Raw genomic sequence first — 21,944 nt, 5'->3', positions numbered from 1 at the left:
CGTCACCGTCCACGGGCGGTCCAGGCGCCGCGGACCGGTCGGGTCCGGGGTGCCGGTTCGCCTATTGCGTCGGCTGCTCCACGGCCCGCTCCGGGAGTTCCGCCGCGAGTGCGGCGGCCGCCTGGACCAAGGGGAGCGCCAGCAAGGCCCCGGTTCCTTCTCCCACAGTGACGCCGTGGTCGAGCACAGGGTTGAGCGCCATCCGGTCCAGGGCCTTCGCCTGCCCCGGCTCGCCGCTGGCCTGGCCCGCGAGCCACCAGTCCGGCGCCCGGAACGCGGCGCGCTGGGCCACCAGTCCACAGGCCGCGGAGACGACCCCGTCGAGGATGACGGGCGTACGGCGCACCGCGCACTGGAGCAGGAACCCGGTCATCGCGGCGACGTCCGTACCGCCGACGGCCGCCAGCAGCGCGACCTGGTCGCCGAGGACGGGCCGGGCCCGGCGCAGCGCGTCGCGGATCGCGGCGCACTTGCGCATCCAGGCGAGGTCGTCGATGGGCGTCCCGCCGCGGCCCGTGACGACGGAGGCGTCGGTTCCGCAGAGCGCGGCGACCAGCGTCGCCGCGATGGTGGTGCCGCCGACGCTCAGATCGCCGAGGACCACCAGGTCGGTGCCGGAGTCGGCCTCCTCGTCGGCGATCCGCATCCCGAGCCGCAGCGCCGCCTCGGCCTCCTCGACCGTCAGCGCGTCCTCGACGTCGATCCGCCCGCTGCCGCGCCGTACCCGGTGGCGGACGATGTCCTCGGGGAGCAGCTCCGGTTCGCAGTCCAGGCCCGTGTCGACGATCCGTACGGAGGCGCCGAGCCGTCCGGCCAGGATCGAGACGGGGCTCCGCCCGTCCAGGACGGAGCGCACCAGCTCGTGGGCGGTGCCGGCGGCCCGCCCGGACACGCCCTCGGCGGCGATGCCGTGGTCGGCGGCGAACAGCACGACGCGGGGCCGCTCGATCGGCCTGACGGGAACCTGCCCCTGCGCGGCGGCGAGCCAGTCGGCGAGCTCGTCCAGCCGGCCCAACGCCCCGGGCGGCACGGCCAGCCGCTCACGCCGGTCCTCGGCGTCACGCCGAACGCCCCCGTCGGGGCGCTCGATCAGATCGGAGAAGTCGTCGAGATTCAGCGTGGTCATCTGCCAGAGCGTACAGCCGGTGAGGCCCTCCCCAAGCCCCGCCGGCGGCGCGCGTCCGCGCCTGCGCGGTCAGTCCTTCAGGACCAGCGACTGCCCGGCCAGCACCAGCAGTACGTGCTCGCACTCGGCGGCCACCGCGTTGTTCAGGCGGCCCAGTTCGTCGCGGAACCGGCGCCCCGAGGCCGTCGCGGGGACGACCCCGGAGCCCACCTCGTTGCTCACCGCCACCACCGTCCGCCGCGTCGACCGGACCGCGGCCACCAGCTCCGCCACCCGCTCGGCCAGCTCCTTGCGACCCGTCGCCGCCCAGACGGCGTCGTCCCAGGCCCCGGCCCGGTCCATCGCGTCGGTCAGCCACAGCGCCAGACAGTCGACCAGCAGCGGCGGCCCGCCCTCCACCAGCAGCGGGACCAGTTCGCAGGTCTCCACCGTCCGCCAGGACGACGGCCGCCGCTCCCGGTGCAGTCCCACCCGCGCCGCCCACTCCGCGTCCCCCTCGCGGGAGCCGCCCGTGGCCACGTACACGACCTCCGGGAACCCGGCGAGCCGGCGTTCCGCCTCGTACGACTTCCCGGAGCGCGCCCCGCCCAGCACCAGCGTGCGGCGCGGCAGGTCCGGTACCGCGTGGTACTCGCCGACCAGCACCGTGGTCCCGTCCGGCACGGCCCTGGCCCCGGCGGCCGCGCACCGGCGCTCCAGCTCCCGGCCCGGCGGGGTGTCGTGGTCCAGGTGTACGGCGATCACGTCCGTGGTCGGGCCCACCGCGCCGCTCGCCCGCAGCCGGGCCAGCGCCTCCGGCCGCCCCAGTACGTCGGCGAGCACCATGTCGTAGGGCCGCGGCGCGAGCATGCCGGCCGTCCCCGCGGGCGCGCCGCCCGGCGGCAGGTACAGCAGCCGGCTGCCGTCCGGCCCGGTCACCTCGTACCCGGTGCCCGGCGCGTCCATCGGTACCGCCCGGACCCGGTGCCCGCTGATCACCGCGAGCTCCTGGCCGTCGGGCACCCGCCCCGCCGCCGGCAGCCCGGGCGGCAGTTCCACGGCCGGTCCGTCGTGCGGGTGCGTCAGCAGGACCTGCCGGACACCGGCCAGCGAATGCCCGGCGCGGGCGCCCGCCAGCACCGCGCCGGGGGTCAGGTCGAGCAGCAGCGCCCCGTCGACCAGGACGGCGGTCGCGGCCCGGGCCCGGGGGCCCACGGAGACCGCGCAGGCCGCGCAGGGACAGCCGGGGCGGGGCAGTCCTTCGGGTGTTCCGGTGCCGAGCAGAGTGAGTTCCACGGGATGATCCTCCCGCGTCGCCGCGAGTGATGCTCGCCCGGCTACTCTGCGGGGCAGACTCAAGGCGAGCAACAGCACGGCAACAGCACAGCGACGGACGAGCAGCGGACGAGCAACGGAGGCGGACATGGCGTGGACGTGGCGGTTCGAGAAGGCCGACGGCGACGAGACGACCCCGTCGGTGGTTCCCGAGGAGTTCACCACGCAGGGGGACGCGGAGTCCTGGATCGGTGAGTACTGGAAGGACCTGCTGGAGGGCGGCACCGAGCGGGTGAAGCTGTCGAACGACTCCGGCGAGGAGCTCTACACGATGAGCCTGCGCGAGGCGCTGGACGCCTGAGGTGCCCGACGCCTGAGGCGCCCGGCGCCCGGACACGAAGCGACCCGGACCCCTCGTGGGGCCCGGGTCGCTTCGTACGGCGGTGGTGACGGGCGCGCGGCCGGTTCAGCCCCGGACGCCGCACAGGTGCAGCAGCGCGGCCACGCCGCGGTACGGATCGCTGCGCCCGGCGCGCTCCTCGGCGGCCAGCAGCCGCTCCAGCTCGTCCTCCGGCGGGAGCTGCTCCCCGGCCTCGGTGCCGTCGGTGAAGACCCGGACGCCGTACCAGGACTGGAGCGGCGCCCCGATCCCGGACAGCGTGGCGGTCAGCCCGGCCAGCCGGTCGGCGCGCACGTCCAGGCCGAGCCGGTTCGTGTAGTCGGTGGTGTCGAACGCGGCCAGCGCGCCCGACCAGTCGCCGTCCAGCCCGGGCCGCATGGCGAGCGCGTCGCCGTTGCGCACCAGCAGGGACAGCAGACCGCCCGGCGCCAGCATCCGGGCCAGCCCGGCGAGCATCGCGTCCGGCTCGGGTACGTACATCAGCACGCCGTGGCAGAGCACGATGTCGAAACTGCCCGGCAGGAAGTGCGCGCCGGTCTCGCGGCCGTCGCCCTCGATCAGCTCGACGCGGTCCTGGATCCCGGCGGGCTCGCCGGCCAGCGCCGCGCGGGCGACGTCCAGCATGCCCGGATCCTTCTCCAGGCCCGTGACCTTGTGCCCGGCGCGCGCGAGGCGCAGTGCCTGGGTGCCCTGGCCCATGCCGACGTCGAGGACGCGCAGCCGCTGCCCCACCGGGAAGCGCTGCGCGATCTGCTCGTCGACCTGCCGGCCCACCAGTTCCTGGCGGACGGCGTTGCGCAGTCCGCCCAGGCCCTCCAGCCACAGCCTGGCGCCCCCCGAGGCCCAGCCTTTGGAAACATTCCCCCCCGACGCCCCCGGCGTCCCTCCGCTCAGGGCCGTTCCCCGCGCTTGACCTGCGGCTTCGGCAGGCGGAGCCGGCGCATCTGGAGGGTGCGCATCAGGCCGTACGCCACCGCGCCGCGGCGCGGCTCGTCCGGGAAGCGCTGGCTGAGGGCCTTGCGGAGGCGGAACAGCAGGCCGACGGAGTCGACGATGATCAGCGCGATCACGGCGAGCCACAGGATCAGCGCGATGTTCTGGATCGAGGGCACCCGCACCATGCTGAGCACCAGGATGATCACCGCGAGCGGCAGGAACATCTCGGCGACCGAGAAGCGGGAGTCGACGAAGTCGCGGACGAAGCGGCGCACCGGGCCCTTGTCACGGGTGGGCAGGTAGCGCTCGTCGCCGCTGGCCAGCGCCTCACGCTGCTTGGCCATCTCCACACGACGGCGCTCACGGGCTCGCTTGGCATCCTCCTTGCGGTTTCCGGTCGAGGCCACCACGCTCTTGCGCTGCGACTGGGCCACAGCACGCTTCGGCGTAGGGCGGCCCTTGGGGGCCTGCGGGTCACGGGGCTGCGAGAGGTCGGCGCTCACCTTGTCGGTGGCGGCGGCCTTCTCTTCCTTGGAGGAGCGGCTACCAAACACAAAACCCAAGCCTACGTGGTTGCGGGCGCGGGCCCCCACCCCGGCCGGGAACGATCCGGCAACGGCGGGCGTCTTCCCCCTGTGAGGACCGTGAGGTCTTCACGGCGCGGCCGCCCTCCCCGGTGCGCACCCGGACCGGGTCGGGGGGCCACCTACTCCTTACGCCTGACACCGCGCAGGATCAGTCGTCCTGGAGGAGGAGCGCATCCGTACCCGAACAGTGCGGTAATGGAAGCAGGGCCCGTACTGTGGGTCCTGTCGGTGACCTGGAGCACAGTCCGTCTAGAAGGGGGCGCGCGAAGCCCATGAGCGGTGTCATGAAGCGTATGGGGATGATCTTCCGCGCGAAGGCGAACAAGGCCCTGGACCGGGCCGAGGACCCGCGCGAGACCCTCGACTACTCGTACCAGAAGCAGCTGGAGCTGCTTCAGAAGGTGCGCCGCGGCGTCGCCGACGTGGCGACCTCCCGCAAGCGCCTGGAGCTGCAGCTGAACCAGCTCCAGGGACAGTCCGCCAAGCTGGAGGACCAGGGCCGCAAGGCCCTCGCCCTCGGCCGCGAGGACCTGGCCCGCGAGGCCCTGTCCCGCCGCGCCTCGCTCCAGCAGCAGGTCAGCGACCTGGAGGTGCAGCACCAGACCCTCCAGGGCGAGGAGGAGAAGCTGACGCTGGCCGCCCAGCGGCTCCAGGCCAAGGTGGACGCCTTCCGCACCAAGAAGGAGACCATCAAGGCCACGTACACGGCCGCCCAGGCGCAGACGCGGATCGCGGAGTCCTTCTCCGGCATCTCCGAGGAGATGAGCGACGTCGGCCTGGCCATCCAGCGGGCCGAGGACAAGACCGCCCAGCTCCAGGCCCGCGCCGGCGCGATCGACGAGCTGCTGGCCTCCGGCGCGCTCGACGACCAGAGCGGGCTGGGCTCCAAGGACGACATCCAGGCCGAGCTGGACCGCCTCTCCGGCGGTACGGACGTGGAGCTGGAGCTCCAGCGCATGAAGGCCGAGCTGGCGGGCGGCCCGTCCGCCCAGCAGCAGGCCATCGAGGGCGGCGCCCCCGGCACCGGCCAGCCGTCTCAGACCCAGCACCGGTTCGACAAGCAGTAGGACGGGGCCCGTCATGATTGTCCGCATCATGGGGGAAGGGCAGCTGGACGTGGCCGACGGCCACTTCGCCGAACTGAACGCGCTGGACGACGAACTCCTCGCGGAGCTGGAGTCCGGTGACGAGGAGGGCTTCCGGCGGACGCTGGCCTCACTGCTCGACGCCGTGCGCAGGCTCGGCGCGCCGCTCCCGGACGAGGTCCTGGAGCCGTCCGAGCTGATCCTCCCCGGGCAGGACGCGAGCCTCGACGAGGTCAAGGAGATGCTCAGCGACGACGGCCTGATCCCGGGCTGAACCGGCGTAGGGCCACCGACACGGCGGGCGGGCCCGCCCCTTCCCGGGGCGGGCCCGTCGCGCGTGCTCACGGCTTGTCGGCGGGGGGTTTCTCCAGGGCCACGGCCGGATCCGGGGTCCCGCCGATGAAGTTCTCGAACCTGCGGCGCGGAATCGCCCAGCGCCGGTCGTGGTGGAAGGCGCGCAGCCCGGCCTTGGCCCGGGCCCGGGGGCGGTTGGAGTAGAAGCGCTTGGCGTACGGGGAACCGGGCCGGGCCAGCCGGACCGCGCCGACCAGCGCGACGAACGGGATGACCGTCCCGAAGAAGGCGGTGCGGACCTTGCCCTTCCACAGGGCGATCAGGGCCAGGAAGAAGTTCGTGGCCATGTTCATCGCCACCAGCCCGCGGCTCTGGCGTTCCGCGTTGGTGAGGTCGTTGACCCCGAAGGGCAGGAACCCGCCGAGCACCAGCGCCACCAGCGCGGCGGTCAGGACCACGATCTCCACGCTCTTGCGGCCCTGCTCGCTCCAGTAGACGTCGTCGAGGTGCAGGATCAGCGCGAACTCGTCCAGCACCAGGCCCGCGCCCAGCCCGAAGATCACCGCGGAGGCCAGTCCGCCGAAGCTGTGCCGGCCGCTGCCGATCGCGCCGAAGCCGCCGATGATCACGAGGATCACGCCCGGCACCACGTGGTGGACGTGCATCCCGCCCGGGGTGATGTTCTTGAAGGGCCCCCGCCCGGCCCGGATCAGCCGGGTGATCACACGGGTGACCAGGAACGACGTCACGAACGAGAGCAGCGCGAGCAGGAGCGGCAGCTTCTCCGGTTCGACGATGTTCCGATACCACCAGTGACCCATGCGCCGGCTCCCCTGTCGTGGCGACTCCCCTTTGGTCCGTAATGGGTAATTTACCGTCCGGAACCAGCGGGTACCGTTCTCGCCGATGACAGATTCGTTCGATGATCCGCCGCCGGTCCCGCCCTCGGAGCGCGCCTCGCTCGCCGACGGGCTCCGCTTCGCGTTCGGCACGCTCACCGTGCTCCCGGCCCGCGTCACCCGCTGGGACCGCCCGGCCGCCCGTACCGGCATGGCCTGCGCCCCGCTCGCCGGGCTGGCCGTCGGGCTGCTCGCGGCCGCGGCGGGGGCGCTGCTGCTGGTGGCCGGAGGCGGTCCGCTGCTCGCGGCGGCGGTGACCGTGGCCGTACCGGCCGCGCTGACCCGCGGCCTGCACCTGGACGGGCTGGCCGACACCGCCGACGGGCTGGGCAGCGCGAAGCCCGCCGAGGACGCGCTGCGGATCATGAAGCAGTCCGACATCGGGCCGTTCGGGGTGGTGACGCTGCTGCTCGTCCTGCTGATCCAGGCCGCGGCCCTGGCGGACGTGTACGCCGACAGCTGGATCCGCGGGGCGCTCGCCGCCGTCCTGGCCGCCGTCACCGCCCGCCTCGCCATGACCCTGGCCTGCCGCGACGGCGTTCCGGCGGCCCGCCCCGAGGGCCTGGGCGCGGCGGTCGCGGGCGTGGTCCCGCGCCGCCGCGCCGCCGTCGTCACCGCGCTCACCCTGGCGGCCGCCACGGCCGCCGCCCTCCCGCTGGGCCTGCCCGCCGCCGCGCGGACCGCGCTCGCGCTCTGCGCCGCGCTGTCGGCCGCGGAGCTCCTGCTGCGCCGCTGCGTGCGGCGCTTCGGCGGGGTCACGGGCGATGTGTTCGGCGCCCTCGCGGAGGTCGCGGCGACCACCACCCTGGTCGTCCTCGCCCTCGGCTGAGCGCGTCACCGGCGGGTCCGGGGCGACGGGTAGGGTCAGCCCCGTGGAAGAGACGCCGACGACCATCAGGGTGCTGCTCGCCGACGACCAGGCCCTGCTGCGCAGCGCCTTCAAGGTGCTCGTCGACTCCGAACCCGACATGGAGGTCGTCGGGGAGGCCTCCGACGGGGCGCAGGCCTACGCCCTCGCCCGCGAACGCGGCGCCGACGTCGTGCTCATGGACATCCGGATGCCCGGCACCGACGGGCTCGCCGCCACCCGCATGATCAGCGCCGACCCCGAACTCGCCGGCGTCCGCGTCGTGATGCTCACGACCTTCGAGGTCGACGAGTACGTGGTCCAGTCGCTGCGCGCCGGCGCCTCCGGCTTCCTCGGCAAGGGCGCCGAGCCCGAGGAACTGCTCAACGCCATCCGAGTCGCCGCGGCCGGCGAGGCCCTGCTCTCCCCGGCCGCCACCAAGGGCCTGATCGCCACCTTCCTCGCGCAGGGCGGCCGCGACGACGGGGCCGCCGCCACCGGCGCGCACGCGCAGCGGCTCGCCGCGCTGACCGTCCGGGAACGCGAGGTCCTCGTCCACGTGGCCGCCGGTCTCTCCAACGACGGGATCGCCGGCCGGCTGGAGGTCAGCCCGCTCACCGTCAAGACGCACGTGAACCGGGCGATGGCCAAGCTCGGCGCCCGCGACCGCGCCCAATTGGTGGTCATCGCCTACGAATCGGGACTGGTCCGGCCCCGGGCGGAGTAGATCCGCGTACTGCGGACGCGGTATGCGCCAGATAAGGACAGGACCTGGGGGCGACGCCGTGGCGTCCCGGCGTGGGCCAGGCTGAAGGCCCGCGCCTTCGTCACTGCAGAGAGATCCACGACCATGTCCTGGCTGTCCCGCTTCAGCCTTTCCCAGCGGGCGTTGATCGGCCTCGTGTCGATCGTCGCGCTCGTCTTCGGCGCCATCGCCGTCCCGCAGCTCAAACAGCAGCTGCTGCCCTCCATCGAACTGCCGATGGTGTCCGTGCTCGCTCCGTACGAGGGCGCCTCGCCCGACGTGGTCGAGAAGCAGGTCATCGAGCCGATCGAAGCCACCCTCAAGGGCGTCGACGGCATCACCGGCATCACCTCGACCGCCAGCGAGGGCAACGCCCTCATCATGGCCACCTTCGACTACGGCGACAGCGGCACCAAGCAGCTCGTCGCCGACGTGCAGCAGGCCGTCAACCGGGCCCGCGTCCGGATGCCCGCCGACGTCGACCCCCAGGTGGTCGCCGGCTCCACGGACGACATCCCGACCGTGATCCTCGCCGTCACCGCCGACAAGGACCAGCAGGCGCTCGCCGACCAGCTGGAGAGCTCCGTCGTCCCCGTCCTGGAGGACATCGACGGCGTCGCGCAGGTCAGCGTCGACGGCGTCCGGGACCTCCAGGTCTCCGTCACCCCGGACAACGCCAAGCTCGCGGCCGCCGGCCTCGACGGCGCCTCCCTCGCCAAGGGCATCCAGGCGGGCGGCGCGACCGTCCCCGCCGGCTCCTTCGACGAGGCCGGCAAGAACCGGACCGTCCGCGTCGGCGGCGGCTTCACCTCGCTTGCCCAGGTGGAGGACCTCCGTCTGAGCCCCGGCTCCGGCAAGCCGGCCGTCCGCCTCGGCGACGTCGCCACGGTGAAGCAGGAGCCCGCCAAGGCCGTCTCCCTCACCCGTACCAACGGCAAGCCCAGCCTCGCCCTCGTCATCACGATGGACAAGGACGGCAGCGCCGTCGCCATCTCCGACGCCGTCAAGGACAAGCTCCCCGAGCTGCGCTCCACCCTCGGAGCCGGCGCCGACCTGGCCGTCGTCAGCGACCAGGGCCCGGCCGTCGCCAAGTCCATCTCCAGCCTCACCACCGAAGGCATGCTCGGCCTGCTCTTCGCCGTGATCGTGATCCTGGTGTTCCTGGCCTCGCTGCGCTCGACGCTGGTCACGGCGGTCTCCATCCCGCTGTCCGTCGTCCTCGCGCTGATCGTGCTGTGGACCCGCGACCTGTCGCTCAATATGCTGACCCTGGGCGCGCTCACCATCGCCATCGGCCGGGTCGTCGACGACTCGATCGTGGTCCTGGAGAACATCAAGCGCCACCTCGGCTACGGCGAGGAGCGCGAGGCCGCGATCATCACCGCGGTCAAGGAGGTCGCCGGCGCGGTCACCTCCTCCACGCTGACCACCGTCGCCGTCTTCCTGCCGATCGGCCTCACCGGCGGCATGATCGGCGAGCTGTTCGGCTCCTTCTCGCTCACGGTCACCGCGGCCCTGCTGGCCTCGCTGCTCGTGTCGCTCACCGTCGTACCGGTGCTCTCGTACTGGTTCCTGCGGGCCCCCAAGGGCGTGACGGCGGGCGACGCCGAGAGCGCCGCCAAGGCGCGCCGCGAGGCCGAGGAGAAGGAGGCGCGCAGCCGCCTCCAGCGCTTCTACGTACGGGTGCTGGGCTTCGCGACCCGGCGCAGGCTGACCAGCGTGGCCATCGCGGTCGTCGTCCTGTTCGGCACCTTCGGGATGACCCCGCTGCTGAAGACCAACTTCTTCGACCAGGGGGAGCAGGACGTCCTGACGGTCAAGCAGGAGCTGGCCCCCGGCACCTCCCTCGCCGCCAGCGACGAGGCGAGCCGCAAGGTCGAGAAGGTGCTGGCCGAGGTCAAGGGCGTCAAGGACTACCAGGTCACCGTCGGCTCCTCCGGCTTCCTCGCGGCCTTCGGCGGCGGTACGGGCTCCAACCAGGCCTCGTACCAGGTCACCCTGGAGGACTCCGGCAAGGGGGACGCGGTCAAGAAGGAGATCGAGGGCAAGCTGGCCGGGCTCGACGGCATCGGCGACACCCGCATCGTCGCCGGCAACGGCTTCGGCAACCAGAACCTCAGCGTGGTCGTCAAGGCCGGTGACGGCGAGGTCCTCGCCAAGGCCGCCGAAGAGGTCCGCGCGGAGGTGGCCAAGCTCAAGGACGTCACCGACGTACAGAGCGACCTCTCCCAGTCCGTGCCCCGGATCTCGGTGACCGCCACGCCCAAGGCCGCCGAGGCCGGCCTCGACCAGGCCGCGCTCGGCGCGATCGTCGCGCAGGCCGTCCGGGGCACCCCGGCGGGCAAGGCCGTACTCGACGACAGCGAGCGGGACATCGTCATCCGCTCCGCGCAGCCGGCCACCACCCTGGCCGAGCTCCAGGCGCTCCCCGTCGGGCCGGCCAGGCTCGGCGACATCGCCGAGGTCAAGGAGGTCGCCGGCCCGGTCGCGACGACCCGGATCGACGGCGCCCGCGCCGCCACCATCACCGCCCGCCCGACCGGTGACAACACCGGCGCGGTCAGCGCCACGCTCCAGACGAAGCTCAAGGCGCTGAAGCTGCCGGACGGGGCCACGGCCACCATCGGCGGTGTCTCCGAGGACCAGGACGAGGCCTTCGGCTCGCTGTTCCTGGCCATGTTCGCGGCCATCGCGATCGTGTTCATGCTGCTGGTCGCGACGTTCCGCTCGCTGGTCCAGCCGCTGATCCTGCTGGTCTCGATCCCCTTCGCGGCCACCGGCGCGCTCGGCCTGCTCATCGTCACCGGCACCCCGATGGGCGTCCCGGCGATGATCGGCATGCTGATGCTCATCGGCATCGTGGTGACCAACGCGATCGTTCTGATCGACCTGGTCAACCAGTACCGCCGACAGGGCCTCGGCGTCGTCGAGGCGGTCATCGAGGGCGGCCGCCACCGGCTCCGCCCGATCCTGATGACGGCCCTGGCGACGATCTTCGCCCTGCTCCCGATGGCGCTGGGCGTCACCGGCGAGGGCGGGTTCATCTCGCAGCCGCTCGCGGTCGTGGTCATCGGCGGCCTGATCAGCTCGACGCTGCTGACGCTGCTGCTGGTGCCGACGCTCTACACGATGGTCGAGCTCCGGGGGGAGCGCCGCCGCGCGAAGCGGGCGGCCCGCCGCGCGGCCGTCCCGCCCCAGGCGACCGAAGAAGCCGAAGCCCCGGCCAAGGCCTGATCCCCTCCCGTAGGCCCTGGGCCCCGGCGCGCATCCCCACGGATGGGCGCCGGGGCTCCGGTGCGCCGGGGGCCGCCTCAGTACAGGAAGTGACAACCCTCCGCGCCGACGCCGGGCACGTCGTTGCGGAACCGGTAGTAGGACGTGTTGTCGGTGGTGGCGGCCTGGGACATGGCCACGAGGTCGGAGGCACGGAACGTCACACAGAAACGGCGGGACAGGGGCTTCTGTTCGCTGCCCCGGTGGAGCGTCAGCGTCAGGTCGTAGCGACCCGGCGCGAAACGCCAGTTCCGGGCGTAGAAGTACATGGTCTTCTGCTGTGGTTCATCCTGTTTGATCACCAAGGGGCCGGGATCGGAATTCCACCAGTGGTCGAAGCTCCCTTCCTCACTGAACTTCCAGAAGACGTTCTCGACCCAGTAGAAACTCGGCCGCGCCCTGTACTCCCGTCCGGTGCCCGGCGGGCCGGCGTAGGCCGCCTCCAAGCGCGCGGAGGTGACGACCTCGACCTCGTCGGCCTCCTTCGGACTGGTCAGGGTCGGCTGGATGAAGACCATGGCGCCCCGTTCCTGGCCGATCCGCAGCACGGAGGGCAGGTCAACCCTGAGCTCGGGAGACTCTCTCGACTCTTGCCAGTTGAGCCAGCCGAACCACAGGGCGCCCGCGGCCGCGGCGGTCGCGATCCAGGGGTGGACGGCCTTGAAGCGCCTGTTGAACCGTCGGCGACGGGACTCGGTCACAGGCTCAGCATCCCCGTCCCGCCCGGACCCGGCCCGGTGGGTGATCCGGACGGGGGCCCGCATGCCGAAGGGGCACCCCCTCGGGGGTGCCCCTTCGGTCGTGGCCCCGCTACGGAAGGGCGAGCATGCGCTCCAGCGCGAGCTTCGCGAAGCTCTCCGTCTCCTTGTCGACCCGGATCTCGTTGACGAGGTTGCCCTCGGCGAGGGACTCCAGGGTCCACACCAGGTGCGGCAGGTCGATGCGGTTCATCGTCGAGCAGAAGCAGACCGTCTTGTCGAGGAAGACGACCTCCTTGTCCTGCGCGGCGAATCGGTTCGCCAGCCGGCGGACCAGGTTCAGCTCGGTGCCTATGGCCCACTTGGAGCCGGCCGGGGCCGCCTCCAGCGCCTTGATGATGTACTCCGTCGAGCCGACGTAGTCCGCGGCTGCCACGACCTCGTGCTTGCACTCGGGGTGGACGAGGACGTTCACGCCGGGGATCCGGGCGCGCACGTCGTTGACCGAGTCCACCGAGAAGCGGCCGTGGACCGAGCAGTGGCCGCGCCACAGGATCATCTTGGCGTTCCGCAGCTGCTCGACGGTCAGGCCGCCGTTCGGCTTGTGCGGGTTGTAGAGCACGCAGTCGTCCAGCGACATCCCCATGTCGCGGACCGCGGTGTTGCGGCCGAGGTGCTGGTCCGGCAGGAAGAGGATCTTCTCGCCCTGCCGGAACGCCCACTCCAGGGCCCGCTCGGCGTTGGACGACGTACAGATCGTGCCGCCGTGCTTGCCGGTGAACGCCTTGATGTCGGCGGAGGAGTTCATGTACGAGACGGGCACCGTGACGTCGGCGATGCCGGCCTCGGTCAGCACGTCCCAGCACTCCGCGACCTGCTCGGCGGTGGCCATGTCGGCCATCGAGCAGCCGGCGGCCAGGTCGGGCAGGACCACCTTCTGGTCGTCCGAGGTCAGGATGTCCGCGGACTCGGCCATGAAGTGCACGCCGCAGAAGACGATGTACTCGGCCTCCGGCTTGGCGGCCGCGTCCTTGGCCAGCTTGAAGGAGTCGCCGGTGACGTCGGCGAATTCGATGACCTCGTCACGCTGGTAGTGGTGGCCGAGGATGAAGACCTTGTCGCCGAGCTTCTCCTTGGCGGCACGGGCGCGCGCCACCAGGTCCGGGTCCGACGGCGAGGGCAGGTCGCCGGGGCATTCCACCCCGCGCTCGCTCTTCGGGTCGGCTTCGCGGCCGAGCAGCAGCAGGGCGAGGGGCGTCGGCTGGACGTCCAAGGGCTGGGCGGTGGTCACGACACGCACCCTTTCTGTTCTGCGACTAGGGACTTCTCTGAAGACATCGCTTCGACGCTTCGACTTCTCGTCTATTTGACGCTATCTATCATAACCGCTTCACGTCACTTTGACGATGGCGATAGTGTCGATGTGACGAATTCGCACCCGGAACCGGCCGCTCGTCCGGCGGGTCCACTCCTCCGCGCCGGTGTGCGAGCATGAATATCTGAAACAAGCGTCGGGTCAGGAATGAAACCCCGGCCCCGCTGGTTGCCATCCACGGCAAGAGTCCGACGTTTCCCCGCTCCCGGCGGGGAGCCGCCCACTTCGGGAGTGAATGCAGATGTCCGTACAGGACGACAAGACCACCGTGAGCGACGGCATCCTCCTGTCCGACGCCGCCGCCGAGAAGGTCAGGACCCTGCTGGAGCAGGAGGGCCGTGAGGACCTGGCGCTGCGCGTCGCCGTCCAGCCCGGCGGCTGCTCCGGCCTGCGGTACCAGCTCTTCTTCGACGAGCGCTCCCTCGACGGCGACGTCGTGAAGGACTTCGACGGCGTCAAGGTCGTCACGGACCGGATGAGCTCCCCGTACCTGCACGGTGCCTCGATCGACTTCGTCGACACCATCGAGAAGCAGGGCTTCACGATCGACAACCCGAACGCCACGGGCTCCTGCGCCTGCGGCGACTCCTTCAGCTAAGCCCGAAGACACGGAAGGGCCCGGCCACCGCAAGACGGTGGCCGGGCCCTTCCGCGTTCGTGTCTCCCGCCGGCCTACTGGCGGGGGAGCGGCTTGCCCGAGGTCGCGTCGAGGACCTTCCGGTCGCCCAGCGGCTGCTGGAGCGTGGCCGTGACGGTCATCTCCTGCGCGAGCATGATGCAGGACTGCCCCGGCTTGTTCGGGGTGTCGACGATCTTGACCATGACCGAACCAGACTCCTCCCGCGCCTCCAGGGAGTAGGTGCTGCACACGCTGCCCCAGAAGTTCACCGTCAGCTTCCGGTCGGCCTGCGCGTACGAGAATCCGGGCACGCTCCGTCCGTTCCCGGGCGCCGGGGCGTCGTCCTCGGCCGCCGCCGGCTGGACCACCGTGTGGCCCGGGGCGCCGTCCTTGCCGGCCACCTCGAACAGCCAGGCCGGCACCAGACCCCGCGCGCCGTCCACCGTCCCGGGCGCCAGCCCGAGCACGGCCCCCCGTACGGTCTCGGTCCGCGGCGGCTTCATCGGCCGGGGCTCCGGGTTGCACGGCGGGGTCTGCCCGGACCCGGCCGGGGTGCCCGGCTCCAGCGGGACCGAGGTCGCGCAGCCGCTCGGGCCGGGGCCGCTGTCGTCCGGGCCCTTGCCCTTCGCGTTCAGCCGGGTCAGCGCCTCGGCCGCGCCGATCAGCTTCTGCTCGCCCGCGCGGACCGGGGCCTTCAGCTCGCCGGACGCCGCCAGCACCTCGGAGCCGGGGCCGACGGTGATCTTCGTGGACCAGCCCCGCGTGGGCAGCCCGCCGATCACCGGGTCCGCCGTGACGACCCGGGCCGAGCCCTCGGTGGCGCGGGCGTCCAGCGCGGCACCGTCCTGGCCGGCGGCCGCGAGCACCGGGCCCGCGGCGGTCTTGGCGGCCTCCTCGGTCACCGGCCCGCCCTTCGCCGCCTTGCCGGGGCCCGCCTCCAGGGGGAGCGTGCCCGGACCGCAGGTGTCCTTGCCGCGCGCGCAGTCGTCCCCGGCGCCGTTGCCCGGCTGGTAGCGGCTGAAGTTCCAGGTGCCCGGGGCCTTGAGGTTCACCGTCAGCCGGGGGCCGGAGCCGTCGCCGCCCTCCCCGGCCTGCCACATCTCGCCGGACAGCCGCGGGGCGCCCTCGATGCCGAGGGCCGCCGCGAGCCGGGCCACCTCCGCCGAGGCGGTCTCGCCCGAGGAGGCGTAGGCCGGCGCGCTCGCCGGGGCCTTGGGGAGTTCGCCCTCCGCCCGGTACGTCACCCCGGCTCCGCTCGGGTCCGGCTCGCCGGGGGCGATGCCCGGGCCCGAGGGGCTCGGCGCGACACGGGGCGCGGAGGCCGCGCTGTCACCCGTACGACCGCCGCTCCCGCCGTCGCCGTGGGCCGTGGTCGCCCAGTACGCCGTGCCGCCGCCCGCGAGCAGGACGGCGGCCGCGATCGAGCCGATGGCCCAGGCCGGCCGCCGTCGTGCGCCGCGCGTTGTGTCGGGTTGGGGTTCTTCGCTGGTCACCGCATCGCTCCTTCGCCTGTCCCGCTGGTCGCTTCGGGCTTGATGCGGGTGTGACGGAACCGGAGCGCTTCTGGTTCCCCTGCCGCGGATCTACTGGTCGCCGTACGCGGCCGTGGCGGCGATCAGGCGGGCCGAGGCGGGCGGCACGCTGATCCCGTGGATCTGCGAGGGCGCCACCCGGTCCGGCCGGGGCCCGGCCGGGACCGCCCAGTGCGGGACCATCCGGGCGCAGTCGCCCAGCAGCCGCGCGAACCCGGGGCGCCCCTCGGAGGCGTACTCGGTGTACCCGAACTCATCCGTGTAGGTCATGGAGGCACCGTAGGCACCACGCCGGTGACGAAGAAAGAGCTACTACGGGGTAGTTTCATACGTTCGGTATCCACGCTGGTACCGGGTAGTTTTGACTGTCAGCTTGCCTTCCTTCGCAGGAGCGTCCACGCCGTGCGTATCGCAGTCACCGGCTCCATCGCCACCGACCACCTCATGACCTTCCCCGGCCGTTTCGCCGACCAGCTGGTCGCGGACCAGCTGCACACGGTCTCCCTCTCCTTCCTTGTCGACAACCTCGACGTCCGCAGAGGCGGTGTGGGCCCCAACATCTGCTTCGGCATGGGGCAGCTCGGCACCCGCCCGGTCCTGGTCGGCGCGGCGGGCTCCGACTTCGACGAGTACCGCGCCTGGCTGGACCGGCACGGCGTCGACACCGAGTCAGTGCGGATCTCCGAGGTGCTGCACACCGCGCGCTTCGTGTGCACCACGGACTCCGACCACAACCAGATCGGCTCCTTCTACACGGGCGCGATGAGCGAGGCCCGGCTGATCGAGCTGAAGTCGGTCGCCGACCGGGTCGGCGGACTCGACCTCGTCCTCATCGGCGCGGACGACCCCGAGGCGATGCTCCGCCACACGGAGGAGTGCCGGACCCGGGGGATCCCCTTCGCGGCCGACTTCTCGCAGCAGATCGCCCGCATGGACGGCGAGAACATCCGCACCCTCATGGAGGGCGCGACGTACCTCTTCTCGAACGAGTACGAGAAGGGGCTCATCGAGTCGAAGTCCGGCTGGACGGACGACGAGATCCTCGCGAAGGTCGGCACCCGGGTGACGACGCTGGGCTCCAACGGCGTCCGCATCGAGCGGGCCGGCCACGACCCGATCGTGGTCGGCTGCCCGGAGGAGACCGCCAAGATCGACCCCACCGGCGTCGGCGACGCCTTCCGCGCCGGTTTCCTCACCGGCCTGGGCTGGGGCGTCGGCCTGGAGCGGGCGGCGCAGGTCGGCTGCATGCTCGCCACGCTGGTCATCGAGACCCTGGGCACCCAGGAGTACACGCTGGCCCGCGCCCACTTCATGGAGCGCTTCACCAAGGCCTACGGCGAGAGCGCGGCCACCGAGGTCCGCGCCCACCTGGCGTAGCCCCCTCGGGGCGGGGCGGGGTGCCGGCCGGCACCCCGCCCCGGCCCCACCCCGCCCCGAAGCCGGCGTCAGCGCAGCCGGCGCACCGCGTACGCCACGCCCTTCCCGCGGGGGGACTCGCCCAGGTAGGCGTGGCCCCGCAGCGCGCACCACGCAGGGATGTCCAGCCGCGCGACCTCGTCGTCCGAAAGGACGGTCACGGTCCCGCCGACCGGCACCGAGGTGATCACCCGGGCCAGCTCGATCACCGGCTGCGGGCACCGCAGCCCCAGCGCGTCGACCTCCAGGGACTCCGCCACCGGCTCGGCCGCCGCCACCGGCTCCGCCACGCCCAGCTTCTCCCGGACCCCCGCCACCACCCCCGGCAGCAGCTCCAGGAAGCCGTTGACCTCCTGCGCCGTCGTCCCGGACGGCAGCGAGACCCGTACGTTGCCCTCCGACAGGACCCCCATCGCCCGCAGCACATGACTCGGGGTCAGGGTCGAGCTGGTGCAGGAGGACCCCGAGGACACCGAGTACCCCGCGCGGTCCAGCTCGTGCAACAGGGTCTCCCCGTCCACGTACAGGCAGGAGAAGGTGACCAGGTGCGGCAGCCGCCGCTCCGCGTCGCCCACCACCTCCACGTCCGGCACCAGCCGCGCCACCCGCCGCCGGATCCGGTCCACCAGCACCCGCAGCCGGGCCGCCTCCGCCTCCGCCTCGGCCCGTACGGCCCGCAGCGACGCCGCCGCAGCGACGATCGCCGGGAGGTTCCCGAAGCCGGGGGAGCGCCCCGACTCCCGCTCGTCCGCCGGGCCTTGGGGCGAGAAGCGGACCCCCTTGCGCACCGCCAGCAGACCGACCCCGGGCGGGCCGCCCCACTTGTGCGCACTGGCCGTCAGGATCGACCAGGCCCCCTCCACCGGCCCCCAGCCCAGCGACTGCGCCGCGTCGACGAGCAACGGCACCCCGGCCGCCCGGCAGACCTCCGCCACCTCCGCCACCGGCTGGACCGTGCCCACCTCGTGGTTGGCGGACTGGAGGCAGGCCAGCGCCGTCCCGGAGGCCAGCGCCGCCGCGTACCCGTCCGGCGAGACCGCCCCCGTACGGCCGACCGGGACCTCCGTCACCGAGCCGCCGGCCGCCGCGTGGAGCTCCGCCGCGTGCAGTACGGAACTGTGTTCGACCGCCGATACGATCAGATGCCCGCCGACCCGCCGGCGCCCGGCGAGCGCCCCCGCGACGCCCGAGTGAACCGCGTGCGTCCCCGAAGGAGTGAACACGAGCTCGTCGGGGCGAGCGCCCACCGCATCGGCGGCCGCCTCCCGCGCGGCGTCCAGCAGCAGCCTGGCGCGCCGTCCCTCCCGGTAGAGCCGGGCCGGATCGGCCCACCCCTCGTCCAGGGCGGCCTGCAGCGCCTGACGGGCCACGGGGTGTAGCGGGGCGGCGGACGCGGTGTCGAAGTACGGCATCCTGCCACGCTAGCCGCCGACGGGTGACCTTCGAGGTCAGGGGCCGTCAGAAGGCCACCGGAGCCCACCATTCAGGGCTGGATGGACCGTCCCCCACACGGCGGATCCATCCCTTCGGGGGCAGTAGCGGCGCGTTGGGCACCCTCCCCGCGCGACCCCAAATAGCGTCCAGTAGGGTTTGGTCCGCATAAACATCCAAACCCCTGCCTGCGTCAGGGCCGGCGACCGACCCGAATACGGCCGCGCCCGGCCGCGCGGGCCGAGACTCTCGGGAAGGCGCTACGTGAGTCCCTACGGCTCCGACCGCTCGCCGCGGCGCCCGATGCGGCGGAAGCTGCTCCAGGCGCTGACTGCGGGCGCGGTCCTGGCGACCGCCACTGGTTGCTCGTACAACTGGCAAGACTTCCCCCGCCTCGGAATGCCCTATCCGGTCACGGAGGAGGCGCCTCGCATCCTGTCCCTGTGGCAGGGGTCGTGGGCAGCTGCTCTCATCACGGGCATCCTGGTCTGGGGCCTGATCATCTGGAGCGTCATCTTCCACCGGCGCAGCCGGACGAAGGTGGAGGTCCCCCCGCAGACCCGGTACAACATGCCGATCGAGGCGCTGTACACCGTGGTCCCGCTCATCATCGTCTCGGTGCTCTTCTACTTCACCGCTCGTGACGAGTCGAAGCTGCTCGCGCTCACCCCGAAGCCGGCCCACACGATCAACGTGGTCGGCTACCAGTGGAGCTGGGGCTTCAACTACATCGAGAACGTCGACGGTGACGCCGTGACCCCGAAGGCGGGCGAGGTCCCCAAGGAGCTCGCCTCCATCCCGGACCGCTTCACCAAGGACTTCCCGGCGGGCGCCGAGGGCGTCTACACCAAGGGTGTCCCCGGTGAGCGCAACCCGGACACGAACAACCCGGGTCCGACCCTCTACCTGCCCAAGGGTGAGAAGGTCCGCTTCATCCTGTCGTCGAACGACGTCATCCACTCCTTCTGGGTGGTCCCCTTCCTGTTCAAGCAGGACGTCATCCCGGGCCACACCAACGTCTTCGAGGTCACGCCCAGCCAGGAAGGCACCTTCGTCGGCAAGTGCGCCGAACTCTGCGGTGTCGACCACTCCCGGATGCTCTTCAACGTGAAGGTCGTCTCGCCGGAGGAGTACCGGGCGCACCTGAAGGAACTGGCGGAGAAGGGCCAGACCGGCTTCCTCCCCGCCGGCATCAAGCAGACCGACCCGGCCCGGAATGCGGAAGTGAACAAACTGTGAGCATCCTCAACGAATCCCAGGGTGCCGCCGCCGACTCGTATGAGAACGAGCTGCCGGTGCGGCGCAAGCAGCCGGGCAATGTGGTCGTGAAGTGGATGACCACGACCGACCACAAGACCATCGGCACGATGTACCTGGTCACGTCGTTCGTGTTCTTCCTCATCGGCGGTCTCCTCGCGCTCTTCATGCGCGCCGAGCTGGCCCGTCCGGGCACGCAGATCATGTCGAACGAACAGTTCAACCAGGCCTTCACCATGCATGGCACGATCATGCTGCTGATGTTCGCCACCCCGCTGTTCGCCGGCTTCGCGAACTGGATCATGCCGCTGCAGATCGGCGCGCCCGACGTGGCGTTCCCGCGGCTGAACATGTTCGCGTACTGGCTGTACCTCTTCGGCTCGTCCATCGCGGTGGCCGGCTTCGTGACGCCGAACGGCGCCGCCGACTTCGGCTGGTTCGCCTACTCCCCGCTGTCGGACGCCGTCCGCTCGCCGGGCATCGGCGCCGACATGTGGATCATGGGTCTGGCCTTCTCCGGCTTCGGCACGATCCTCGGCTCGGTCAACTTCATCACCACGATCATCTGCATGCGCGCGCCCGGCATGACGATGTTCCGCATGCCGATCTTCACCTGGAACGTGCTGCTGACCGGTGTCCTGGTCCTGCTCGCCTTCCCGGTGCTCGCCGCCGCGCTCTTCGCGCTGGAGGCCGACCGCAAGTTCGGGGCGCACGTATTCGACGCCTCAAACGGCGGTGCGTTGCTCTGGCAACACCTCTTCTGGTTCTTCGGGCATCCAGAGGTGTACATCATCGCGCTGCCGTTCTTCGGAATCGTCTCGGAGATCATCCCGGTCTTCTCCCGCAAGCCGATGTTCGGTTACATCGGTCTGATCGGTGCGACGATCGCGATCGCCGGCCTGTCCGTGACCGTGTGGGCCCACCACATGTACGTCACCGGCGGTGTGCTGCTGCCGTTCTTCTCCTTCATGACCTTCCTGATCGCGGTACCGACCGGTGTGAAGTTCTTCAACTGGATCGGCACCATGTGGAAGGGCTCGCTGTCCTTCGAGACCCCGATGCTCTGGACGATCGGCTTCCTGGTCACCTTCACCTTCGGTGGTCTGACCGGCGTCATCCTGGCCTCGCCCCCGATGGACTTCCACGTCTCCGACTCGTACTTCGTCGTCGCGCACTTCCACTACGTCGTCTTCGGCACCGTGGTCTTCGCGATGTTCGCCGGCTTCCACTTCTGGTGGCCGAAGTTCACGGGCAAGATGCTGGACGAGCGCCTCGGCAAGATCACCTTCTGGACGCTGTTCGTCGGCTTCCACGGCACGTTCCTGGTGCAGCACTGGCTGGGCGCCGAGGGCATGCCGCGTCGTTACGCGGACTACCTCGCGGCCGACGGCTTCACCACGCTGAACACGATCTCGACGATCAGCTCGTTCCTGCTGGGCCTGTCGATGCTGCCGTTCATGTACAACGTCTGGAAGACGGCCAAGTACGGCAAGAAGATCGAGGTCGACGACCCGTGGGGCTACGGCCGCTCGCTGGAGTGGGCGACGTCCTGCCCGCCGCCGCGGCACAACTTCCTCACCCTGCCGCGGATCCGCTCCGAATCCCCGGCGTTCGACCTGCACCACCCGGAGATCGCGGCCCTCGACCACCTTGAGGACCACAGCGTGGCCACCACGGCAGTCACCGGTGGCAAGGAGGCCGGCAAGTGAAGATCCAGGGCAAGATGTTCCTCTGGCTCTCCTTCTTCATCCTGATCATGGCCGTCGTGTACGGCGTGTGGTCGAAGGAGCCCGTAGGCACCACCGCGCTCTTCCTGGCCTTCGGCCTGAGCGTCATGATCGGCTACTACCTGGCCTTCACGGCCAAGCGCGTGGACGAGATGGCCCAGGACAACCTGGAGGCCGAGGTCGCCGACGAGGCGGGCGAGCTGGGGTTCTTCTCCCCGCACAGCTGGCAGCCGCTCTCGCTGGCCATCGGCGGCGCGCTCGCGTTCAGCGGCGTCATCTTCGGATGGTGGCTCATGTACTTCTCGGCCCCGGTCATCCTGGTCGGTCTGTGGGGCTGGGTGTACGAGTACTACCGCGGTGAGAACCAGAACCAGTAGCACCGGCAGCGCACAGCCGCCACGTGGGCCCGGGTACCTCGAACAGAGGTACCCGGGCCCCTCGTT

At 71.6% G+C, this 21,944-nt stretch carries 21 protein-coding genes; 11 read left to right on the top strand and 10 right to left on the bottom strand.

The features are described 5' to 3' along the window. Positions 1 to 61: 61 nt before the first annotated feature. Positions 62 to 1,117 (bottom strand): nicotinate-nucleotide--dimethylbenzimidazole phosphoribosyltransferase, encoded by a 1,056-nt coding sequence (cobT, locus tag EES41_RS11780; protein ID WP_174261806.1) that lies wholly within the window; start codon positions 1,115 to 1,117, stop codon positions 62 to 64. 78 nt (positions 1,118 to 1,195) lie between these two features. Further along, on the bottom strand, positions 1,196 to 2,401 hold the full coding sequence (locus tag EES41_RS11775; protein WP_164495809.1) for a bifunctional adenosylcobinamide kinase/adenosylcobinamide-phosphate guanylyltransferase: 1,206 nt from the start codon (positions 2,399 to 2,401) through the stop codon (positions 1,196 to 1,198). 127 nt (positions 2,402 to 2,528) lie between these two features. Between EES41_RS11775 and EES41_RS11770 the strand changes: the two genes are divergently transcribed. After that, positions 2,529 to 2,741: a hypothetical protein gene (locus tag EES41_RS11770; protein ID WP_008738859.1), complete on the top strand. Its 213-nt coding sequence runs from the start codon at positions 2,529 to 2,531 to the stop codon at positions 2,739 to 2,741. Between the two features lie 105 nt (positions 2,742 to 2,846). Here EES41_RS11770 and EES41_RS11765 read toward each other — a convergent pair whose 3' ends face one another. Both EES41_RS11765 and EES41_RS11760 read right to left on the bottom strand, forming a co-directional pair. Next, positions 2,847 to 3,554 (bottom strand): bifunctional 2-polyprenyl-6-hydroxyphenol methylase/3-demethylubiquinol 3-O-methyltransferase UbiG, encoded by a 708-nt coding sequence (locus tag EES41_RS11765; RefSeq protein WP_241846340.1) that lies wholly within the window; start codon positions 3,552 to 3,554, stop codon positions 2,847 to 2,849. Between the two features lie 116 nt (positions 3,555 to 3,670). Beyond that, positions 3,671 to 4,270, bottom strand: a complete 600-nt coding sequence (locus tag EES41_RS11760) for a DUF3043 domain-containing protein (RefSeq protein WP_308299597.1) — start codon at positions 4,268 to 4,270, stop codon at positions 3,671 to 3,673. Between the two features lie 305 nt (positions 4,271 to 4,575). Here EES41_RS11760 and EES41_RS11755 point away from each other — a divergent pair, with 305 nt between their 5' ends. Both EES41_RS11755 and EES41_RS11750 read left to right on the top strand, forming a co-directional pair. Beyond that, positions 4,576 to 5,370 carry a PspA/IM30 family protein gene (locus tag EES41_RS11755; protein ID WP_073780919.1) on the top strand — a complete coding sequence of 265 codons (795 nt, stop codon included), beginning with the start codon at positions 4,576 to 4,578 and terminating at the stop codon, positions 5,368 to 5,370. 13 nt (positions 5,371 to 5,383) lie between these two features. Beyond that, a complete protein-coding gene (locus EES41_RS11750) occupies positions 5,384 to 5,662 on the top strand; it encodes a hypothetical protein (RefSeq protein WP_123077863.1) in 279 nt (92 codons plus the stop codon). Between the two features lie 67 nt (positions 5,663 to 5,729). Here the strand turns inward: EES41_RS11750 and EES41_RS11745 are convergent, their stop codons facing one another. Beyond that, on the bottom strand, positions 5,730 to 6,503 hold the full coding sequence (locus EES41_RS11745) for a hypothetical protein (RefSeq protein WP_123077861.1): 774 nt from the start codon (positions 6,501 to 6,503) through the stop codon (positions 5,730 to 5,732). 85 nt (positions 6,504 to 6,588) lie between these two features. Between EES41_RS11745 and EES41_RS11740 the strand changes: the two genes are divergently transcribed. From EES41_RS11740 to EES41_RS11730, 3 genes are all read left to right on the top strand, one after another. Further along, positions 6,589 to 7,410: an adenosylcobinamide-GDP ribazoletransferase gene (locus EES41_RS11740; RefSeq protein WP_123077859.1), complete on the top strand. Its 822-nt coding sequence runs from the start codon at positions 6,589 to 6,591 to the stop codon at positions 7,408 to 7,410. Positions 7,411 to 7,453: 43 nt separating this feature from the next. Continuing rightward, positions 7,454 to 8,155 carry a response regulator transcription factor gene (locus EES41_RS11735; RefSeq protein ID WP_123077857.1) on the top strand — a complete coding sequence of 234 codons (702 nt, stop codon included), beginning with the start codon at positions 7,454 to 7,456 and terminating at the stop codon, positions 8,153 to 8,155. 123 nt (positions 8,156 to 8,278) lie between these two features. Further along, positions 8,279 to 11,407 (top strand): efflux RND transporter permease subunit, encoded by a 3,129-nt coding sequence (locus tag EES41_RS11730; RefSeq protein WP_123077855.1) that lies wholly within the window; start codon positions 8,279 to 8,281, stop codon positions 11,405 to 11,407. Between the two features lie 77 nt (positions 11,408 to 11,484). Here the strand turns inward: EES41_RS11730 and EES41_RS11725 are convergent, their stop codons facing one another. Both EES41_RS11725 and nadA read right to left on the bottom strand, forming a co-directional pair. Continuing rightward, on the bottom strand, positions 11,485 to 12,147 hold the full coding sequence (locus EES41_RS11725) for a hypothetical protein (protein WP_123077853.1): 663 nt from the start codon (positions 12,145 to 12,147) through the stop codon (positions 11,485 to 11,487). Between the two features lie 109 nt (positions 12,148 to 12,256). Continuing rightward, positions 12,257 to 13,444 carry a quinolinate synthase NadA gene (gene nadA, locus EES41_RS11720; protein WP_123077851.1) on the bottom strand — a complete coding sequence of 396 codons (1,188 nt, stop codon included), beginning with the start codon at positions 13,442 to 13,444 and terminating at the stop codon, positions 12,257 to 12,259. Positions 13,445 to 13,760: 316 nt separating this feature from the next. Between nadA and erpA the strand changes: the two genes are divergently transcribed. Continuing rightward, a complete protein-coding gene (gene erpA, locus EES41_RS11715) occupies positions 13,761 to 14,117 on the top strand; it encodes an iron-sulfur cluster insertion protein ErpA (RefSeq protein ID WP_008738845.1) in 357 nt (118 codons plus the stop codon). 74 nt (positions 14,118 to 14,191) lie between these two features. Here the strand turns inward: erpA and EES41_RS11710 are convergent, their stop codons facing one another. Both EES41_RS11710 and EES41_RS11705 read right to left on the bottom strand, forming a co-directional pair. After that, the gene (locus EES41_RS11710; RefSeq protein ID WP_123077849.1) at positions 14,192 to 15,631 is read right to left on the bottom strand and encodes a hypothetical protein; all 1,440 of its coding nucleotides are present in this window, start codon (positions 15,629 to 15,631) and stop codon (positions 14,192 to 14,194) included. Positions 15,632 to 15,721: 90 nt separating this feature from the next. Further along, positions 15,722 to 15,940, bottom strand: a complete 219-nt coding sequence (locus EES41_RS11705; protein ID WP_123077847.1) for a hypothetical protein — start codon at positions 15,938 to 15,940, stop codon at positions 15,722 to 15,724. A gap of 132 nt (positions 15,941 to 16,072) precedes the next feature. On the opposite strand from EES41_RS11705, the gene EES41_RS11700 reads away from it, so the two are divergent. After that, positions 16,073 to 17,047: a carbohydrate kinase family protein gene (locus EES41_RS11700; protein ID WP_123077845.1), complete on the top strand. Its 975-nt coding sequence runs from the start codon at positions 16,073 to 16,075 to the stop codon at positions 17,045 to 17,047. A gap of 68 nt (positions 17,048 to 17,115) precedes the next feature. Here EES41_RS11700 and EES41_RS11695 read toward each other — a convergent pair whose 3' ends face one another. Further along, a complete protein-coding gene (locus EES41_RS11695; RefSeq protein WP_123077843.1) occupies positions 17,116 to 18,498 on the bottom strand; it encodes a cysteine desulfurase/sulfurtransferase TusA family protein in 1,383 nt (460 codons plus the stop codon). 283 nt (positions 18,499 to 18,781) lie between these two features. On the opposite strand from EES41_RS11695, the gene coxB reads away from it, so the two are divergent. Genes coxB through EES41_RS11680 form a run of 3 tightly spaced genes read left to right on the top strand, consistent with a single transcriptional unit; the run spans position 18,782 to position 21,878 of the window. Then, entirely contained in the window at positions 18,782 to 19,756 is a 975-nt protein-coding gene (gene coxB, locus EES41_RS11690; protein WP_008738840.1) for a cytochrome c oxidase subunit II, read from the top strand. Next, positions 19,753 to 21,483: a cytochrome c oxidase subunit I gene (gene ctaD / locus EES41_RS11685; protein WP_123077841.1), complete on the top strand. Its 1,731-nt coding sequence runs from the start codon at positions 19,753 to 19,755 to the stop codon at positions 21,481 to 21,483. Before coxB ends, ctaD begins: the two co-directional genes overlap by 4 nt. Beyond that, positions 21,480 to 21,878, top strand: coding sequence for a cytochrome c oxidase subunit 4 (locus EES41_RS11680; protein WP_008738838.1), 399 nt, complete (start codon positions 21,480 to 21,482; stop codon positions 21,876 to 21,878). The genes ctaD and EES41_RS11680 overlap by 4 nt, the downstream gene beginning before the upstream one ends. The last annotated feature ends 66 nt before the right edge of the window (positions 21,879 to 21,944 follow it).

The sequence above is a fragment of the Streptomyces sp. ADI95-16 genome (assembly GCF_003721495.1).
In the GTDB taxonomy this organism is placed as follows: Bacteria; Actinomycetota; Actinomycetes; order Streptomycetales; family Streptomycetaceae; genus Streptomyces; species Streptomyces goshikiensis.
The sequence above is the reverse complement of the archived record's forward strand: the minus strand, read 5'-3'. Positions and strand labels throughout refer to the sequence as shown.

What these genes read in the sequence shown, in the direction of transcription:
- EES41_RS11750 (WP_123077863.1), top strand. Translation starts at nt 5,384, where the DNA reads ATGATTGTCCGCATCATGGGGGAAGGGCAGCTGGACGTGGCCGACGGC.
- erpA (WP_008738845.1), top strand. Translation starts at nt 13,761, where the DNA reads ATGTCCGTACAGGACGACAAGACCACCGTGAGCGACGGCATCCTCCTG.
- EES41_RS11770 (WP_008738859.1), top strand. Translation starts at nt 2,529, where the DNA reads ATGGCGTGGACGTGGCGGTTCGAGAAGGCCGACGGCGACGAGACGACC.
- EES41_RS11755 (WP_073780919.1), top strand. Translation starts at nt 4,576, where the DNA reads ATGAGCGGTGTCATGAAGCGTATGGGGATGATCTTCCGCGCGAAGGCG.
- EES41_RS11740 (WP_123077859.1), top strand. Translation starts at nt 6,589, where the DNA reads ATGACAGATTCGTTCGATGATCCGCCGCCGGTCCCGCCCTCGGAGCGC.
- EES41_RS11745 (WP_123077861.1), bottom strand. Translation starts at nt 6,503, where the DNA reads ATGGGTCACTGGTGGTATCGGAACATCGTCGAACCGGAGAAGCTGCCG.
- EES41_RS11705 (WP_123077847.1), bottom strand. Translation starts at nt 15,940, where the DNA reads ATGACCTACACGGATGAGTTCGGGTACACCGAGTACGCCTCCGAGGGG.
- EES41_RS11730 (WP_123077855.1), top strand. Translation starts at nt 8,279, where the DNA reads ATGTCCTGGCTGTCCCGCTTCAGCCTTTCCCAGCGGGCGTTGATCGGC.
- EES41_RS11695 (WP_123077843.1), bottom strand. Translation starts at nt 18,498, where the DNA reads ATGCCGTACTTCGACACCGCGTCCGCCGCCCCGCTACACCCCGTGGCC.